General features: G+C 50.6%; 11 protein-coding genes, 5 tRNA genes and 1 pseudogene. 13 read left to right on the forward strand and 4 right to left on the reverse strand.

What is annotated here, in order from left to right; all coding sequences use genetic code 11:
* Window positions 1-14: 14 nt before the first annotated feature.
* Window positions 15-91 (reverse strand) — tRNA-Met (locus tag ACMHXI_RS04360).
* Between the two features lie 243 nt (window positions 92-334).
* Here ACMHXI_RS04360 and rlmKL point away from each other — a divergent pair.
* The 5 genes from rlmKL (at window position 335) to rmf (ending at window position 6,832) form a co-directional block, all read left to right on the forward strand.
* On the forward strand, window positions 335-2,464 hold the full coding sequence (gene rlmKL / locus ACMHXI_RS04365; RefSeq protein WP_208184711.1) for a bifunctional 23S rRNA (guanine(2069)-N(7))-methyltransferase RlmK/23S rRNA (guanine(2445)-N(2))-methyltransferase RlmL: 2,130 nt from the start codon (window positions 335-337) through the stop codon (window positions 2,462-2,464).
* The gene (locus ACMHXI_RS04370) at window positions 2,457-2,687 is read left to right on the forward strand and encodes a glutaredoxin family protein (protein ID WP_208141604.1); all 231 of its coding nucleotides are present in this window, start codon (window positions 2,457-2,459) and stop codon (window positions 2,685-2,687) included. Before rlmKL ends, ACMHXI_RS04370 begins: the two co-directional genes overlap by 8 nt.
* 1 nt (window position 2,688) lies before the next feature.
* On the forward strand, window positions 2,689-4,602 hold the full coding sequence (locus ACMHXI_RS04375; RefSeq protein WP_208125948.1) for an ABC transporter ATP-binding protein: 1,914 nt from the start codon (window positions 2,689-2,691) through the stop codon (window positions 4,600-4,602).
* Window positions 4,603-4,631: 29 nt separating this feature from the next.
* On the forward strand, window positions 4,632-6,473 hold the full coding sequence (locus ACMHXI_RS04380; protein ID WP_413734120.1) for a DUF3466 family protein: 1,842 nt from the start codon (window positions 4,632-4,634) through the stop codon (window positions 6,471-6,473).
* Between the two features lie 182 nt (window positions 6,474-6,655).
* Window positions 6,656-6,832: a ribosome modulation factor gene (rmf, locus tag ACMHXI_RS04385; RefSeq protein ID WP_081737068.1), complete on the forward strand. Its 177-nt coding sequence runs from the start codon at window positions 6,656-6,658 to the stop codon at window positions 6,830-6,832.
* Window positions 6,833-6,929: 97 nt separating this feature from the next.
* Here rmf and fabA read toward each other — a convergent pair whose 3' ends face one another.
* Both fabA and ACMHXI_RS04395 read right to left on the reverse strand, forming a co-directional pair.
* A complete protein-coding gene (gene fabA / locus ACMHXI_RS04390; RefSeq protein WP_025009632.1) occupies window positions 6,930-7,445 on the reverse strand; it encodes a bifunctional 3-hydroxydecanoyl-ACP dehydratase/trans-2-decenoyl-ACP isomerase in 516 nt (171 codons plus the stop codon).
* A gap of 76 nt (window positions 7,446-7,521) precedes the next feature.
* The gene (locus ACMHXI_RS04395; RefSeq protein ID WP_123116252.1) at window positions 7,522-9,126 is read right to left on the reverse strand and encodes a Lon-insertion domain-containing protein; all 1,605 of its coding nucleotides are present in this window, start codon (window positions 9,124-9,126) and stop codon (window positions 7,522-7,524) included.
* 206 nt (window positions 9,127-9,332) lie between these two features.
* Here ACMHXI_RS04395 and ACMHXI_RS04400 point away from each other — a divergent pair.
* The 8 genes from ACMHXI_RS04400 to ACMHXI_RS04435 all read left to right on the forward strand — a co-directional run bounded on the left by ACMHXI_RS04400 (window position 9,333) and on the right by ACMHXI_RS04435 (window position 15,168).
* Window positions 9,333-9,423: transfer RNA gene (locus tag ACMHXI_RS04400), tRNA-Ser, on the forward strand.
* Window positions 9,424-10,411: 988 nt separating this feature from the next.
* A tRNA-Ser gene (locus ACMHXI_RS04405) sits at window positions 10,412-10,502 on the forward strand.
* A 358-nt stretch (window positions 10,503-10,860) separates the two neighbouring features.
* Window positions 10,861-11,382: a type IV toxin-antitoxin system AbiEi family antitoxin gene (gene abiEi, locus ACMHXI_RS04410; protein ID WP_025009634.1), complete on the forward strand. Its 522-nt coding sequence runs from the start codon at window positions 10,861-10,863 to the stop codon at window positions 11,380-11,382.
* A gap of 276 nt (window positions 11,383-11,658) precedes the next feature.
* Entirely contained in the window at window positions 11,659-12,303 is a 645-nt protein-coding gene (uvrY, locus tag ACMHXI_RS04415) for a UvrY/SirA/GacA family response regulator transcription factor (RefSeq protein ID WP_025009635.1), read from the forward strand.
* 90 nt (window positions 12,304-12,393) lie between these two features.
* Window positions 12,394-14,223 carry an excinuclease ABC subunit UvrC gene (gene uvrC / locus ACMHXI_RS04420; protein ID WP_117200649.1) on the forward strand — a complete coding sequence of 610 codons (1,830 nt, stop codon included), beginning with the start codon at window positions 12,394-12,396 and terminating at the stop codon, window positions 14,221-14,223.
* A gap of 47 nt (window positions 14,224-14,270) precedes the next feature.
* The gene (gene pgsA, locus ACMHXI_RS04425) at window positions 14,271-14,819 is read left to right on the forward strand and encodes a CDP-diacylglycerol--glycerol-3-phosphate 3-phosphatidyltransferase (RefSeq protein ID WP_028779289.1); all 549 of its coding nucleotides are present in this window, start codon (window positions 14,271-14,273) and stop codon (window positions 14,817-14,819) included.
* 163 nt (window positions 14,820-14,982) lie between these two features.
* Window positions 14,983-15,058, forward strand: a tRNA-Gly gene (locus ACMHXI_RS04430).
* A 36-nt stretch (window positions 15,059-15,094) separates the two neighbouring features.
* Window positions 15,095-15,168, forward strand: a tRNA-Cys gene (locus tag ACMHXI_RS04435).
* Window positions 15,169-15,381: 213 nt separating this feature from the next.
* Here the strand turns inward: ACMHXI_RS04435 and ACMHXI_RS04440 are convergent.
* Window positions 15,382-15,672, reverse strand: a pseudogene (locus tag ACMHXI_RS04440) (HU family DNA-binding protein); the annotation flags it as partial.
* Window positions 15,673-15,811 lie beyond the last annotated feature (139 nt).

Genomic DNA, 15,811 nt, shown 5'->3' on the forward strand with positions numbered 1-15,811 from the left:
CATAATTAAGGAATTGGTTGCGGGAGCCGGATTTGAACCGACGACCTTCGGGTTATGAGCCCGACGAGCTACCATGCTGCTCCATCCCGCGTCCGTTAAAGCGGGGTGGACTATAACGGCCAAGGGGCGGCAATGCAAGGACAAATCATCAAAATGCCATTGAGTGTTCAAATTTAATTCATCCGTGCACGGAGATTAAACGTATCGGTCACAACTCCAACAATTCGGCAGGATTGACCAAGAAAAGCGGTCCTGAAAACGGAAGTTTTTATCTTTTACCTTAATCAAAGGGTATAATGCGCCATTCATTTTTGCTTTGCTATCTGGTTTGTTCATGTTGAATTTTTTTGCGGCGGCCCCCAAGGGGTTTGAATATGCTTTGGCGCAGGAACTGCGCGAGTTTGGTGCGCTTGAGGTCAAGGAAAGCCTGGCCGGGGTTTATTTCTCCTGTCCACTGGAGCTGGCATACCGCATTACCCTTTGGACCAGACTGGCAAGCCGTATTTTGCTTATATTGCATCGCGGTCCCTGTGATTCCGCCGAACAGCTTTATAATGCGGCCTTCTGTATCGATTGGCCGAGCCTCTTTGATAACCGTTGTACCTTTAGTATCGACTTTCACGGCATGGGCGGTTTTATCAAGAACACCCAGTTCGGCGCCCTCAAGATTAAAGATGCTGTAGTGGATCGCTTCCGCGAAGACGATCTCAACCGCCCCAATGTGCAACGTGTCGATGCCGACTTCAAAATCGATGCCCACTACCGAAACGGTCAGGTAACCATAGCGCTGAACTTCTCCGGTCCGGCGCTGCATCAACGTGGCTATCGCAGCGGTACCGGTGAGGCGCCATTAAAAGAGAACCTTGCCGCCAACATGTTGGCCAGGGCCCAATGGGATAAACAAACGCCTTTGCTGGACCCATTTTGTGGCAGCGGCACAGTGTTGATTGAGGCGGCTCTGATCGCGGCCGATATGGCCCCGGGGCTGCAACGTAGTCGCTTTGGCTTTGAGCACTGGTATCGCCATGACGCCAAACTTTGGCAAAGCATAGTCGAGGAAGCCAAGGCGCGGGCCAGCATAGGCAAGAACCGTTGTGATGTGAAGTTCTTCGGCTCGGACATAGACTCGCGCATGGTGGCGCTGGCCAAACGTAATGCCAAGAGCGCCGGTGTCAGTCACCTGATTGAGTTCAGTGTTGCCAATGCTCTCAATATCACGCCACCGCTGGACAAAGGTTTGTTGATCTCCAACCCGCCCTACGGCGAGCGTTTGGGTAATGTCTCCTCTTTGTTGCAGCTTTACTATCAGTTTGGCGACAAGCTCAAGCGTGAGTTTGGTGGCTGGCAAGTGGCCTTGCTTTGCAGTGATATCGAATTGATCTCATCGCTTAAGCTCAAGGCCGATAAGCAGATGAAGATGTTCAACGGGGCACTGGAGTGCGCCTTTAACCTCTATACTCTGCATGCCAACTCTACCCGCAGGGCGGCTGTAGCGGCCGAGCAGTCAGGGGCTGAGGTCAGTGACATCGCCAGTGCCTTTGCCAACCGGGTGAAAAAGAATCTGAAACAGCTGGATAAGTGGGCTCGTAAAGAGGGGATCGACAGTTATCGCCTCTATGATGCAGATATCCCTGAATATAATGTCGCTATCGACAAGTATCTGGATTATGTTGTGATCCAAGAGTATGCGGCGCCTTCCAGCATACCTGAAGCCGTCAGCAAGCGACGTTTGACCGATGTGCTTCTGTCTTTGCCCGGTGCCATAGGTGTTGAGCCGGACAAGATCATCCTCAAGACCCGCGAGCGGCAGAAGGGTACAAATCAGTATCAACGGCTCGACAAGGAAAAGCTGGAGCTGGTTACCCAGGAATATGGTGCCCGTTTCAAACTTAACCTGACCGACTATCTGGATACCGGGTTGTTTCTCGATCACAGGCTTATTCGCAAACTGGTGGGCAGTAAAGCTAATGGCCGTGACGTACTCAACCTGTTCGCCTATACGGGAACTGCGTCGGTGCACGCCGGGCTTGGCGGCGCCAAGTCGGTCACGACTGTGGATATGTCCAACACCTACCTTAACTGGGCCAAGGACAACTTTGTGCTTAATGGTTTGATTGGCAAACAGTATCGTTTCGAGCAGGGCGACTGCCTGCAATGGATCCGCGATTGTGACCGTAAGTTCGATCTTATCTTTATCGATCCGCCGACCTTCTCCAACTCCAAGCGGATGGAAGACTCATTCGATGTGCAGCGCGATCACATCAAGTTGTTGTCTGATCTGTTCAAACTGCTCAATCCGGGCGGAGAGATAATCTTTTCCAACAATAAACGTAAGTTCAAAATGGATAGCGAGGCCATGGCGGCTCAGGGCATGTCAGTCACCAATATGGATGCCCAGATGCTGCCAATGGATTACAAGCGCAATCCGCATATTCATAATACCTGGTTGATCACCCATGCCTGAGACGCCATTGACCCTATACCACACAGATGGTTGCCATCTGTGTGAGTTGGCCATGACCTTGCTCGATGGCCTGAATATTGGTTATCGCACCCAGGATATTTGCGAGCAAGAAACGCTTGCCGAGCGCTATGGAGTGCTTATTCCTGTGCTGGCCAACAGCATGGGTGAGGAACTCTGTTGGCCCTTCGATGAACAGCAAGTAAAACGCTTTACAGGAGCATAATGTGAGTCTGGTTCGTATCAATAGTGGCTCGCTTGCCTATGGTTATACCCCTCTGCTGCAGCAGGCAGATTTCAGTATTGAAGCCGGCGAGCGGGTCTGTATTGTCGGCCGTAATGGCGCCGGCAAGTCCAGTCTATTGAAGGTGTTGGCAGGAGAAGTCCTGCTTGATGATGGTGAGTTCAATATCGCCACCGATGTTAAAGTCAGCCGCCTGCAACAGGATCCACCCAAAGCGGAACAGGGCACTGTCTATTCCTATATCGCCGCAGGTCTGGCCGATGTGGGCCAACTGCTCGAAGAATACCATCAACTGTCGCAGTCTATGGCCAAGGCCCAGGGCGAAGCGCTCGACAAAATGCTGAAAAACCTTGAGCGGTTGCAATCCAAGTTGGATCACTTCGATGGTTGGCAGCTCGACAACCGTATTCAGCAAAACTGTCGGCTGCTGGGGTTGGACCCGGATAAACCTCTGTCTGAACTCTCCGGCGGCTGGCAACGTAAAGTAGCCCTGGCCAGAGCCTTGGTGAGCGAGCCGGATTTGTTACTGCTTGATGAGCCTACCAACCACCTGGATATCGACACCATAGAATGGCTGGAACAGTTTCTGTTGGGATATAAGGGCGCCATCGCCTTTATCAGTCACGACCGTGGCTTTATTCAGAAGATAGCCACCCGCATAGTGGATCTGGACCGCGGAGTGGTTACCTCCTGGCCCGGTGATTACCAGAGTTATCTCGATGGTAAGCAGGAGTGGCTCAGGGTTGAGGCCGAGCAAAATGCGCACTTCGACAAGAAACTCGCCGAGGAAGAGGTGTGGATCCGTCAGGGGATCAAGGCTCGCCGTACCCGTAATGAAGGCCGGGTGAGGGCTCTCAAGGCCTTGAGAATGGAGCGCCGGGCCCGGCTGGAACGCCAGGGCAATGCCAGAATGCAGGTGTCTGAAGCCGATCGCAGTGGCAAGTTGGTGTTTGAGGTGCAGGATCTCAATTACAACCTGGCAGATAAGGACCTGGTACGAGACTTTTCCACCAATGTGATGCGTGGCGATCGCATCGCACTGATTGGCCCCAACGGTTGCGGTAAATCCACGCTTATCAAGTTGTTGATAGGTCAGTTGGCGCCGCAGAGTGGTGAAATCAAGACGGGTACCAAGCTGGAAGTCGCCTACTTTGACCAATACCGTGAAGCCTTGGATCCGGAGAAGACAGTTGAAGAAAACGTCGGCGAGGGTAAGAGCACTGTTACTGTCAACGGCAAAGACAGGCATATCCTCAGTTATCTGCAGGACTTTTTGTTTTCGCCCATGCGGGCCCGGACTCCGGTCAAGGCGCTCAGCGGCGGTGAGAAAAACCGCTTGCTACTGGCCAGACTGCTGCTTAGGCCGGCCAACCTTATCATTCTCGATGAACCGACAAATGATCTTGATATAGAGACACTGGAATTGCTAGAGTCTCTGCTCACTGAATATGAAGGTACTCTGCTGCTTGTCAGTCATGACCGGGCCTTTATTGATAATACGGTCACCAGTTCCTGGTGGTTCAGTGGCAACGGCCGTTGGAGTGAATATGTCGGCGGCTATCAGGATGCGGTTGCCCAAGGGGCACGTTTCTATCGCGACGCTGAGGAACCTGAGGCAGCTAAGCCTGTCAAACAGGAGGTTGCGCCGCAAAAAGCCGCAGAACCCAAGACAGCCAAAAAGCTTTCCTATAAGCTTCAACGTGAGTTGGATGCTTTACCTGCCTTGATGGAAACTCTGGAGCAGGAGTTGGAACAGCTGCAGAAGCGCGTCAATCAGCCGGACTTTTATTCGCAGGATCAAGCTATTGTGAGCAGCGAATTGCAACAGTTGGCAGAGAAAGAACAGCAACTGGAGGCTTACTTCGAGCGTTGGGAAGAACTCGAGTCAATGAAGTAAGCTCAAAAATTTAAATGGGAATCAAATTAATGAAGTTGAATAGTGCGCTGTCATTGGTGGCCATGGGGGTTATCAGTGTATTACAGGTATCGCAGGCGGCTCCTGTCTATGAAGTCGTCAACCTGGATGAATATGATCTCAAAGGTAACCTGACCGATACTCGTACTGGTTATGGTATGGGCGTTAATGCCAATAATGAAGCCATAGGTGTAGCCAAGGGCAAGAAAAAGCTCAGCACCTCGGATGTGGATAATGATGACGGCATTATCGACATTGAAGATGGTATCGCCCCAGAGGAAAAGATCACCTATTCCATCAATGATCCCATCATTGCCAATAACTTCACCTTCAACTCTCAGGAAAACGATCCTGCCAGTCCCTGGACACCCAATTTCGAGAGTGTAAACGGTAGCACGCCGCCTGCGGATACCGACCCTGCCGATCCGGCCAGTGCCAACTCGGTTGACAGTTTCTTCTACGACGTCAATGACGCCGGTATTCGTGTCGGTGCCATGACAGGTAAAGAGAAGAAAGTCGACTACACCGGAGAAACCGAAGGGCAGGAGTACTGGTATTACCGTGACTTCGAGCAGCGCGGCTTTGTTAAAGACGGCAGTACTGAAGTGCCGCTGTTGCCGCCTTATACTACTTATACCAAGGACGAGAAGACGGCCGAGCTCGGCGGTTGGTCCATGGCATCAGCCATCAACAGCAACAACCTGGTTGCCGGCTATGCCAGTACCGCCATCAGCAACTATGGCGCCGAACGGGCCGCGGCTTGCCTCAGTGACGACAACACGCTGCCGCTGGATGTGTGCTTGCAGCGGGAAAAATATCCCAACGCCAACAACACCCGCAATATTCAGTACCAGATGCGTGCCTATGTCTGGCAGTATGAAAATGGCGCGGTTACCGGTACTGAACTACCACTTGGTCTGACTCCCGGTGATTCAGACTATACCTTTACCGCTCAGGGACTGGGGCTGAACAACTCAGGAGTTGTTGCCGGACGCTCCCATGTTTATCGTTATAACGATTCAGACAACCTGAGAATGGATGCGGCCTACTGGAGTAAAGATGCCAATGGTGAATACAAGTACCATTGGATCCCGGTTGTCGATGATGATGTGCGCAACTCCATTGCCTATGATGTCAATGATGCAGGGATCTTGGTCGGTAGCTACAACAAGTACATTCAGGGTTATATCCGCGATAAGTTCTTTATCTATGATACCAATACCCCTGAGACCAAGCCGGTTACCCCCAATGATTTCTACAACACCATGTCAGATCTCTCCAGCAAGCCCAGAGATATCAACAACAAAGGTCAGGTCGTGGGTTATATCGAGTCTACCCATGACAAGGATAAACCAAGACCTAAGGTGGGTTTCCTGTTTGACAAAGAGTCTGGTGAGTTCAGTAATCTCAATAAGCTGCTGACCTGTGAGTCCAAAGGCTATGAGAAAGATGCCGAAGGCAACTGGAAACGTCATGAAGTGAGTGTTGAAGATGGCTCAGGCAAAACCCTGACCTACAACACTGACATAGTGGTGGTGGAAGCCAACAGCATCAATGAGGAAGGCACCATAGTAGGTACTGCCTTTATCCGTAAGCCTTCTTACCAGTTTGATGACGACGGCAATTTGGTGATCGGCGAAAACGGCAAGCCGCTGTTTGAGCTTAACGGTAACGGTCAGCCAGTGACTTCTTATCTGCCGCGTATGGTTGTTCTTAAGCCCAGTAGCAGTGGGGAAGCTTGTACTCAGGTGGACGACGGTGATATCGATAAGCCGTTTGAGCGTTCCGGTGCGGCCAGTTTGGGTTGGTTGGCATTGCTGCCGCTGATCTGGTGGCGCAGACGCAAAATTTAAGCTTAGTTTAAGCCTGTGAGTTCGGCGCCCAAAAGGCGCCGATTTTTTTTAATCAGGATCTCAATAGTTTAAAATTTCTTCGCTATAATTGGCGATTTTTTGATTGATCTCGGCGTTGAAAAGTTCTATTCATAGCAAGTGAAGCTGATGCTTCTATGTAAAATAGTACAGAGGACGCTTGCATGAAGAGACAAAAACGAGATCGTTTAGACCGAGCCTTTTCGAAGGGATTCCAAGCCGGTGTCGGCGGCCGCTCCAAGGAGCTTTGTCCTTATTCGAATCTTGATTCTCGCTCCCAGTGGCTAGGAGGCTGGCGCGAAGGGGTAGAAGGCCGGATAAACGGCCTGTTCAATAAGTAATTCAGCAAGACTGCCCTCCCAGATGAGGGCATTTTTATAGCGCTCTGAAAACAACAAGGTCGGCAATTGCCGACCTTGTTGCTTGTATTCGATGGCTTTAGAAGGTTGAGGTATCGCTGAATACACCCACTTTCAGATCGGTGGCTGAGTAGATCTCGCGGCCATCTACTTCCAAAGTCGCATCGGCAATACCCATCACCAGTTTGCGGTGTATGGTGCGCTTGATATTAAGCTTATAAGTCACCTTCTTGGCGCCTGGCAGCACCTGGCCGGTAAATTTGACCTCGCCTACACCAAGTGCGCGACCTTTACCCACGGCCCCTTCCCAGGCAAGGAAAAAGCCAACCAGTTGCCACATGGCATCCAGTCCCAGACAACCTGGCATAACAGGGTCATCAACAAAGTGACAGCCAAAGAACCAGAGATCCGGGTTGATATCCAGTTCTGCAACAATTTCACCTTTACCGAAGGCTCCGCCGTTGTCGTTGATGGTGACGACTCTGTCGATCATCAACATGTTGTCCACGGGCAGGCGAGGGGAGTTCTTGCCAAATATCTCACCATGGCCGCAGGCGATGAGCTCTTCTTTGTTGAAACTGTTTGCTTTAGTCATTGTTGTTACCACATCCTTCATCAAGTGCCGCCAAGATTAGCGAACAGGTGTAAGCCAAACAACTCCGATCAGCTACTTATTGGCGAAAAAATGGCAATCTTGCCAGCAAGCTCGCAAAATAGCCCGGTTCTTCATCAAGATTGCCTGCCAACTTGTCCAGTCGTTGCTGCACCATGCCGTATAAAGTGTCTTCGGGGAAGTTGTTGTCTTCGTCTGCTTCCCCGGCCTCTATCCCCATCAACAGAGTGACAGCTTGGTCGACATGAGTGATTTCGTAGAGCAGGAATTGGCCTTGCTCTACCGCCGCTATGATCTCGGGTGCCAGGTTGAGTTGCTGCACATTGGACTTGGGCATAATCACCCCTTGGCTGCCGGTCAAGCCACGCCTGGCGCAGAGCTTGAAGAAACCCTCAATCTTCTCATTGACACCGCCGATGGCCTGTACGTTGCCGAACTGATCAAGCGCACCTGTTACAGCCAGTCCTTGGTCTATCGGCTGTTCGGTTATCGCCGAGATCAGGCTGCAATATTCGGCCAAGGAGGCACTGTCGCCGTCAATTTCCTGATAGGACTGCTCAAATACAATATTGGCATTGAGGTGCAAGGGCGCGTCGCGGCCAAATACCCGATAGAGACATGCGGACAGGATCATCATTCCCTTGGCGTGGATATTGCCCGCCAACTCAGATTTCCGCTCAATATCAGCCACTTCACCATCACCATAATGCACTGATGCCGTGATCCTGGCCGGCTCGCCGTAGCAATAATCCAAGGTGTCTATCACTGTCAGGCCATTGATTTGCCCCACCATAGCACCCTCAGTTGGCAAATAGATGAAGGCGTCATCAAGATTTTGTGCCGACTGCTGCTCTTGGGCGTTATGTCGCTGCTGACGTTGTGCCAGGGCATGTTCAATGGCGTTGGCATCCAGCGCTTGCCCCTGGCTGTAAAAAGCAGCTTCAGCGAACACTTGTGCCAAATCTGCGCTGGCGAGGCTCAAGCGCTGCTGATGCTCTGTCAGGCGACTGCTGTACCTGAGCAGAGGCAGTAAGGCCGACTCAGTCAGTTGACAATGACTGAGCTTGGCCAGTTCTGCCAGCCAGGCTACATAGGCATTGACAGTAACCTTTTGCAAATCAATTTCAAATACCAGCTCGCCAAGCAGGGCGAACAACTCGCTGAATCTGCGCTCATGGTACCTGAGCTCGCTGTAGAGCAGACTCGAGCCCACCAATACAACTTTGGCTTGCAGTGGCTGCCATTGTCCCTGAAGCTCGAAGCCACCTTTTTCGATGGCATCCAACAATAGCTCCCACAAAGGCTCACGTTTCCACAAGGACTCGGCGCAGATAAAAAGTAGTCCGGGCTTTGCGAGGGCACCCGGTTGCCTTGATGGTTGACTATCCGGATAGCCGAGTAGCTGCGCCCGGGTGATGCGACCGCTTAAATATTGCATCGGCATTTTGCTTTGGGCGCTCAGGGCTTCAAACAGCCAAGTGCGGTGGATTCCCTGGAAGTCTGCCAGGAAGAGCTGTTGTCCTGATAAGGTTTGCAGCAGACCAAAGGCGTCTATGACTCTTTCTTGTCCAAGTAATAGATCTGTCAGTTGGCTCGATGTGGGAAGCTGCAGATTGGAGTATTGAGGGGTAAGGGCCCCGGCCGGGATCAAGCTAGGCTTCATTGTGGCTCAAAGTCATTTAAAGATAAGCTGATTTTACCACAGGGGTGACGGAGCGGCATGGTAAATCTCCATTCTGGAGCGGCTTTTATTGTTCGATATGAGTTCCGTTTGAATCTTTCGGATGGCTGAGATTTAGGCATATGAACATATTTTTAGAAATAAGGGTTTACAACGGCTTAGTGAGCTTATAATATTTGCGCCGTTCCGGAGGGGTGGCAGAGTGGTTGAATGCACCGGTCTTGAAAACCGGCATGGGTTTATAGCCCATCCAGGGTTCAAATCCCTGCTCCTCCGCCATATTCAGAGAGGCCCGCTTGTGTAAACAGGCGGGCTTTTTCGTATCTCAGTTTTGATGATAGCGATTAGCCAGGTATAGGCGGTTAGAGAATGGCGGGTTTATAGCGCCGTTATGCAGGGTTCAAATCCCTGCTCCTCCGCCACATTCAGAGAGGCCCGCTTGTGCAAACAGGCGGGCTTTTTCGTATTTGGTTTTGATGATTGCTATTGGACTGGCCCCACTCAGAGTATTGAGGGTTTATAGCGCCGTTATGCAGGGTTCAAATCCCTGCTCATCCGCCATATTCTGAGAAGCCCGCTTGTGCAAACAGGCGGCTTTTTCGTATTTGGTTTTGATGATTGCTACTGGCTAGGTACCACTTGGAGAATTGCTGGGTTTATAGCGCCGTTATGCAGGGTTCAAATCCCTGCTCCTTTGCCATATTCAGAGAAGCCCGCTTGTGCAAACAGGCGGGCTTTTTCGTATTTAGTTTTGATGATTGCTACTGGCTAGGTACCACTTGGAGAATTGCTGGGTTTATAGCGCCGTCATGCAGGGTTCAAATCCCTGCTCCTCCGCCACATTCAGAGAGGCCCGCTTGTGAAAACAGGCGGGCTTTTTCGTATTTAGTTTTGATGATTGCTATTGGACTGGCCCCACTCAGAGTATTGAGGGTTTATAGCGCCGTTATGCAGGGTTCAAATCCCTGCTCATCCGCCGCATTCAGATAGGCTCGCTTGTGCAAACAGGCGGGCCTTTTCGTATTTCCGTTCCTATGCCAGTCATAGACTTAAAGTCGCCAATAGAGTAGGGGTTCTCAACCCAATCCACTTGTTTGTCCAACGACTACATCAACGATACTCAGATCTATCTGACGGGGTTGGGACAGTTTATAGCCCTGAAATGCTTAACTAAAAGCCGCTTTGTTTAACGAATAAGCAGTTGGAATAAAATGATTTATTAAAGGTTTACACGCTTTTTTGTTGGATATACTATTTGCGTCGTTCCGGAGGGGTGGCAGAGTGGTTGAATGCACCGGTCTTGAAAACCGGCATGGGTTTATAGCCCATCCAGGGTTCAAATCCCTGCTCCTCCGCCATATCCAGAGAGGCCCGCTTGTGTGAACAGGCGGGCTTTTCATATCTTGGTTTTGATAATAGCGATTAGCCTGGTATCGGTTAGCGGATTGCTGGGTTTATAGCGCCGTTATGCAGGATTTAAATCTCTGTACCTCTGCCTTATTCTGAGAGACACGCTTGTGCAAATAAGCGGGCTTTTTCGTGTCCCAGTTTTAATGATTGCTACTGGAAAATCAGTTCTGTGTTAGAGCTCACCTACACAGTTTCGAGTCCATAAACTTTCCTCTTAATTCAGACAGAGAGGCCATCTCGTTCCAATAGCTTTAAGTGGGCATTTAGGTATGCTATTAAGCACTTTTATGTCTACTTGATTGGATTATGGATATCAGTACTGCTTTGCAACGGCTGCACAGTTTTGATCGTAAAGGTATTTATGTTTATACCAAGGGGAATCTCAGGCGGCTATTTTTTGATGATACGGCAGAAGCGTTTAAGCAGAGCTTGCCTAGGTTGATAAAGCAGGGGATCCTGGAAAGGCCCTGCCGCGGCGTATACCTGTTTGCACTGAGCCGGCGAGATAGTTACGCGGTAGAGCATATCGCCTGTGCACTGCGGCGCGGTGAGTATAACTATGTTTCGCTGGAATCGGCCCTGTCTGAATACGGTGCGATTTCGCAGATCCCTATCAGCTACATTACCGTGATGACCACAGGTCGAAAGGGAGTTTTCAAGACACCCTATGGCACGATCGAATTTACCCATACCCAGCGCGATGACATGGATATTTTGCATAATACCATCAAAATTCCGCAAAGGCCGCTGCGTATGGCTACAGAAGCGGCTGCCCTGAGAGATTTGAAACGGGTTGGCCGGAACTTACATATGTTGGTTGAATCCTAACCGGCTCAATGTTGACCAGAACCTATTTGTCTTTCGGCCAAGGCATTGTTGCACTGATTTTGGCATTTTATTGCCTTGGCAAGAGAATTTTTATGCAACAAAAGGGAAGATTGTTGCACTTTATCCCTTATCCAAGTCAACATAAGAATGAGTTTCTTTTATAATCATAAAGTTAACTTGAGCTTTTCTATTGTCGGCAGATGGGCTAAATTATCCCAAAGGCTTCGAAGAATCAGGGCTACACGAAAAGGCCGACAATAATAAGGTGGGTTGAAGTTGATATCCGTATATTTGGTGGATGACCATGAGTTGGTCAGAACCGGGATCCGCCGGATCCTCGAAGATGAGAAAGGCATTAAAGTTGTAGGGGAAGCCGGTGATGGCGAAGCTGCTGTGCAGTGGAGCAGGCAGAATGAAGCCGATGTGATTTTGATGGATATGAATATGCCCGGAATAGGGGGGCTTGAGGCAACCCGTAAAATTCTGCGTTACCAACCCCATGCCAGAATCATAGTATTGACTATTCACTCAGAGGATCCTTTCCCGACCAAGGTGATGCAGGCCGGTGCTTCCGGTTATTTGACCAAGGGAGCCAAGCCGCCGGAGGTGATCCAAGCCATTCGACAGGTGGCTCACGGGCAGCGATATCTGTCACCGGAAATTGCCCAGCAGATGGCCTTGAGTCAGTTTGATCAGACAGATGAGAACCCCTTCAAGTCGCTGTCTGAGCGGGAATTGCAGATCATGATGATGATCACCAATGGTGAGAAGGTCAATGATATCTCCGAGCAGCTGAACCTCAGCCCCAAGACGGTTAACAGCTACCGCTATCGCTTGTTTGCCAAACTGGGGATCAGCGGCGATGTGGAGCTGACCCGATTGGCGATTCGGTATAAAATGCTCGACACCGGGCAGTTCTGATTTACACAGGGAGCCATGGCTCCCTCTTTCTTTGTTGTTTTCTGTCCCTGAAATCTTTATCTCTTCAGCCGTTATTCATAGAGTGGGTTCATGCCGCAGGAATTCAATCCCAAGCTTTTTCTTAAAAATCTGACCTCAGCGCCGGGCGTTTATCGTATGTACGACAGCGGCGGTAGCGTGATTTACGTGGGCAAGGCCAAAGATCTCAAGAAACGGCTCTCGTCTTATTTTCGCAAGAATCTGCCCAATGTGAAGACTCAGGCGCTGGTGTCCCATATCGCCAATATCGATGTGACACTGACTCACAGTGAAACCGAAGCACTGATCCTGGAAAACGATTACATCAAGCAGTACTTGCCGAAATACAATGTGCTGCTCAGGGATGACAAGTCTTACCCCTTTATTTTGCTGAGCCAGCACAGACACCCCAGGCTTGCTTACCACAGGGGGCCGCAACGGGAGAAGGGGCAGTATTTCGGGCCTTATCCCAATGGCGGTGCGGTGCGTGAAAGCCTGCATTTGATGCAGAAACTGTTTCCTATTCGTCAATGTGACGATCTCTACTACAAGGCGCGCTCGCGTCCCTGTTTGCAGTACCAGCTCAAGCGTTGCAGCGCCCCTTGTGTCGGCAAGGTCTCGGACGAGGAATATCTGGAGCAGGTCAAGTTGGCGACCCTGTTTCTCAAGGGCAAGGATCAACAGGTGCTCAGCGCCTTGGTCAAGAAAATGGAGCAGGCGGCCGAGTCCATGGCCTACGAGCAGGCGGCCCGCTATCGGGATCAGATCATGGCGCTCAGACGAGTGGCCGAGCAGCAGGAAGTGTCATCCAGCCATGGTGATCTTGATGTTATTGGGGTTCACTACGCCTCAGGGGTGGCCTGTTTCCACCTGTTGTTTATTCGCGAGGGCAAGATTTTCGGTAGCCGCAGCTACTATCCCAGCGTGCCGGCGCAGACCGAAATGGCTGAGGTACTCAGAGCCTTTATGCTGCAGTTTTATCTCAATGTCGATATTCAGCGTACTATCCCGCGGGAAATTCTCCTGAGTGACGGCTATGAGGAGCTGGAAGAGCTGGAGCAGGTGTTAATGGACGCACTGAACAAGAAAGTGGCCATCCGCACCCGGGTCAGGGGTGACAGAGCAGGTTATCTGCGCCTGGCCAAGACCAATGCTACCAATGCCGTCAATACCAAGCTGGCCCACCGCAATACGGTGGAGCAGAGATTCCTGCTGCTTGAAGAGGCGCTTGAACAAAGCACCCCGATTAAGCGTATGGAGTGCTTCGATATCAGTCATACCATGGGGGAGAGCACTGTGGCTTCCTGCGTGGTGTTCAATCGCGAAGGACCGGACAAGAGCGAATACCGGCGTTACAACATCAAGGGCATTACCCCCGGTGATGATTATGCGGCGATGAAGCAGGCCTTGACTCGCAGGTTTGATAAAGTCAATGCACAGGGCAAGATCCCGGATATTGTCTTTATCGATGGCGGCCTTGGGCAACTCAGAATGGCTCAGGAAGTGGTCAACGAAAAGTTTGTCGGCATAGAGGCCGTACCCACGCTTATCGGGGTCGCCAAAGGTGAAAGCCGCAAACCCGGGTTGGAAACCCTGATCTTCGGTGATACCGAAGAGAGCTTTTCACTGCCGGATGACTCACCGGCGCTGCATCTTATTCAACATATTCGTGATGAATCCCACAGGTTTGCGATTACCGGTCATAGAAATAAACGCCAAAAGACCCGCAACACCTCAAGCCTTGAGTCTATCCCGGGGATTGGCCCGAAAAGACGCAAGGCTTTGCTGCAATATCTGGGGGGATTGCAACAGGTGAAGGGGGCAAGTGTGGCGGAATTGGCAAAAGTGCCCGGGATTAGTCCAGAAATGGCTCAAACGATACACGATGCATTGCGGGGGTAGTAAAAATCAGGCAAGATTGGCGCTGCTTTTGATTATTTGGTTTTATCATGCCGTTTAATATACCCATCGCCCTTACCTGGTTTAGGCTGTTCTTACTGCCTGTTTTTGTTCTGGTATTTTACTTACCGTACAGTTGGGCGCCGTTTATGGCTGCATTTGTTTTCTGGCTCGCAGCCATTACCGACGCCTTGGATGGGTATGCGGCCCGTAAACTGGAGCAGTCCACTCGTTTTGGTGCCTTCCTGGATCCTGTGGCCGATAAGCTGATGGTGACCACGGCCCTGGTGCTGCTGGTTGAAGACTACAACACCATCTGGCTGACCTTGCCGGCGCTGTTTATGATAGGGCGTGAGCTGGTGATATCGGCGCTGCGTGAGTGGATGGCCGAGATAGGTAAACGCGGCGCTGTGGCGGTATCCTGGATTGGCAAGTACAAGACGGCAGCCCAGATGGTGGCAATTATTGGCCTTATCTGGAAGCAGGGCGACTGGATGATCTATACCGCCTATGCCTTGCTGTATGTGGCGGCTTTCTTAACCTTCTGGTCGATGATCAGTTATATCAAGGCCGCCTGGAAGGATCTGATAGCAGGTTAAACGGTGCTAGTTTGTGCCCGATTGCACAATAATGTTTCGATAAGATTATTTAGTGTCCAAGCAAACAGTTAAGCACTAATTCTTCGTTGACAGTCGGGGTTAAAAGCGTAGAATGCCAATCCGTGGTCAGGGCTGGCTCTGAATACGAAGCAAGAAAAGTGATGCGACATTAGCTCAGTTGGTAGAGCGGTACCTTGCCAAGGTACAGGTCATCGGTTCGAACCCGATATGTCGCTCCAATCTCACACAGCACCTCAATGCTGTGACCCCAAAAAGGCGCGATGGCAGAATGGCTATGCTGCGGATTGCAAATCCGTCGATCTCGGTTCGACTCCGGGTCGCGCCTCCAAATTTAATCCCCCTAAATTGAATTCCCTTAAAGTCACTAGAAGCAGACTTAGCCCTTGTTTTCATACCAAGTTTACGTTCGTTAATAGCTGCTGACTTTTATCACATCAAATCCCGGTTCAACTGTCAGATACAAGCGTCAGTATTGATATCTTTGGCCAGCAACAAGCATGACTATTGATGCAGGGGGCAGAGAGCCTGCCCCGAGAACGTATTACTCTGGCTGCAGAGCCTGTTTCAGCGAAGGGGAAGCCTTAAAGCTAGGCTGATTGCTGCCGGCAATCTCCAAAGGTTCACCGGTTTGTGGGTTACGGCCGTTGCGGGGAAGGTGGTATCTGAGCTCGAAAGTGCCAAACTGCGGCAGATAAACCTTCTCGCCTTCACTGAGTGCCTGGGTAAGGCTAGCCAGAATATGCTGCAGTTGCACTTTGGCTTGAGCCTTTGAGATCTGTTGTCTTTCGGCCATCTGCCGAATGAGCATTTGTCTGTTCATTATATTGCCTGTTACTGCTTTGGCAGGATTTTATATCAGAATAATCTCCATGATCACAGGCTTGTGCTGATAAGTGGTTAATTATCAATCGCTAATAATCATTTACTTGCCAATGTATTATGTTAATCAATGGTCGTTCAGCCAATTGTCA

The sequence above is a fragment of the Shewanella sp. BJSY2023SW005 genome, assembly GCF_047314585.1.
GTDB classification, from domain to species: Bacteria; Pseudomonadota; Gammaproteobacteria; order Enterobacterales; family Shewanellaceae; genus Shewanella; species Shewanella algae.